Source organism: Aciditerrimonas ferrireducens (assembly GCF_023130475.1).
Lineage (GTDB): Bacteria > Actinomycetota > Acidimicrobiia > Acidimicrobiales > UBA8190 > Aciditerrimonas > Aciditerrimonas ferrireducens.
Map to the genome: position 1 here is coordinate 1 of NZ_JAKHEX010000041.1, position 2,502 is coordinate 2,502.

A 2,502-nucleotide genomic window follows, 5' to 3' on the forward strand; every position below is an offset into this window, starting at 1 on the left:
GAACCGACCGCGCGAAACTGTCGACCGTCAGCCCGAACTCTCGAGCTGACCACACCGAGGACCACACTCGGATTCCCACCACGTGGCGGGGCCCTATCCGTCTCGGTCTGACTGGCGCGAGACGAGAGTGACGCCGCAAAGACAGGAATCAATGCGCGCTGGTGGCCGGATGTTGTGGTGCTCATGCCAATGCGAGATCTGCCGGCGTCGAATGTTTTCGCGCGATTGTTCGAGAGCACAGCGTTTGGTGTCGTTCACCAACGCGGGAGCTGCGTACGGGAGGGCATGCCATGAGCCGCACGCCAAGCCGACAGCGGGGCCTGACGGCGTCGATCGCTGGCTTGGCCGCCCTTGTCCTAGGGGCTGCTGGTTGGAGCACCCTAGGCGCAAGCCCATCCGCCCAGCTGCGCCGAGCGCCTCTCTCCCGCGACGTGGTTGCGACCCAGGTGACCTGGGACGGTTATAACCACTATCTGGTGCTGCTCGATGCTCCAGGGGACCAGGCTGTGCCGGCCGGGGGCCCGATCCTGTGGTCCCCCGGCGACCCGTACTCCGTCTACCAGCAGAACCTTGATGTGCTCGAGCAGCGGGAGCTGGTGCAGGGGGTGGTGGTCAACGCCGCGGGGCAGGACCAGGCGGTGGTGGGGAACGCCTCGGGCCAGGTTCCCGAAGCGCTGGTGCAGGACATGGACCGCTTTGCCCCCCAGTCGCTGGTGCAGCGGCTGGCCCACCTGCCCGGGGTCCACTCGCTGCACTGGGTGACGCCGGGGATGGTGGAGATCGTCACCCGGCACACCCAGGATTGGGTCCAGCGCTTGCCGGGGGTGCAGCTGGTGCAGGGGGACAGCCTGCTGCCGTTGCAGGGCTTCTCGCCTCCCAACCCGCTGTTCGGGCTCCAGTGGAACCTGGACAACACCGGCTCCTCTCCATTCATGCCCGCGACGGCGGGAGACGACATCCACGCCCTGCCCGCTTGGGAGCAGTCGCTTGGGGCGGGGCAGCTGGTGGCGGAGATCGACAACGGGATCTACACCTCGGGTGAGCCGAACTTCGCCCCGCGGCAGATCTCCCCCAGGTCCTGGAGCTTCTACAACAACTCGGCCAACATCTCCCCGCCGGTCTGCTCCTCCCCGGGGACCTGCGGGTACTCGCACGGCACCGGGGTGGCCTCGATCATGGTCGGCAGCATCGGCACTGCCGGGGTGGCCGGGGTGGCGCCTCTCACCCAGGTCCTGGGGATCCAGGCCGGGGTGGGGGACCAGATCGACGCGGCTGACGCCCTGGAGGGCATCTACTACGCCCTGCAGCAGGGGGCCCGCGTCATCAATTGCTCCTGGGGCGCCCAGGGAGACTGGGCCGGGCTGGGGGAGATCCAGGCAGCTATCCAGCAGGCGCAGCAGGACGGGGCGATCCTGGTGTTCGCCGCCGGGAACGACAACCAGGACATCGACCCGACCTCCCCCGACCCGGCCCTCAACACCAACCCGGACGCGTTCTACCCCGCGGCCCTGTCGGTCACCGACCCCAACGTGCTGTCGGTGGGGGCGAGCACCGCCACCAACGGGGCCGCCTCCTTCTCTAACTGGGGTGCGCAGGCGGTGCAGCTGTTCGCCCCCGGGCAGGACATCCCCGGCGACGGGCAGCCCGGGGTCTACATGGAGTGGTCGGGCACCTCGGTGGCGGCCCCGGAGGTGGCGGGCGCCATCGCAGACCTGTGGTCCCAGGACCCGGCGCTCACCTGGGAGCAGGTCAAGCAGGACCTGCTCTCGACCGTCACCCCCTCCTCGTCCCTGGACGGGCTGGCCCAGTACCCCGGCGTACTGAACCTCCAGGCGGCGCTGCAGGCGGCGCAGCAGCAGGGTGGGTTCTCGGCTACCTTCTCGGGCTACCAGGACCTGGCCCCGGGTCAGGCGGGCACCGTGGTCGCCCAGCTGCGGGACCCCGCGGCCCCGGCCTCTGGCGTGGACCTGCGGATCTCGCTGGCGGCCCTGGACCAGGGACAGGGGGTGGCCGTTCAGGACTTCCCGCTGCAGGTAGACGGCCAGTCCCAGACCACGAACGCCTCGGGCGTGCTGCTGGTCCCGGCCCCCCAGGGCCTGAACACCAGTACCGGGGCCCAGGTGCAGCTGGGTATCGATCTGCCTTGGTCGATGCCCACCGTGCTGGCGGTCTCGCTGGTGCCCGCCAGCGACCCCACCGGCCCCAGCTTGGGCGGCCGGGCGGTGCTGCTGGGCACGACGGGCTCGGGGACCGGCAGTTCCAGCAGCTCGCCCCCGCCCTCCTCGTCCACGGGGTCGGGGTCTGGTGGGTCCTCGACTTCCTCCGGGACCAGCGGGTCCTCCGCCAACACCCCGCCGCCCTCCTCGTCCACCAGCTCGGGGTCCTCGGGTGACACCCCCAACTCGCCGCCGCCCTCCTCGGGGACCGGCAGTTCCAGCAGCTCGCCCCCGCCCTCCTCGTCCACGGGGTCGGGGTCTGGTGGGTCCTCGACTTCCTCCGGGA

The 2,502-nt window shown here is 70.4% G+C and carries 1 protein-coding gene; it reads left to right on the forward strand.

The window, feature by feature from the left end:
* Window positions 1-431: 431 nt before the first annotated feature.
* Window positions 432-2,502: S8 family serine peptidase (locus Acit_RS13755; protein WP_248109394.1), on the forward strand; the 2,071-nt coding region annotated here is incomplete at its 3' end.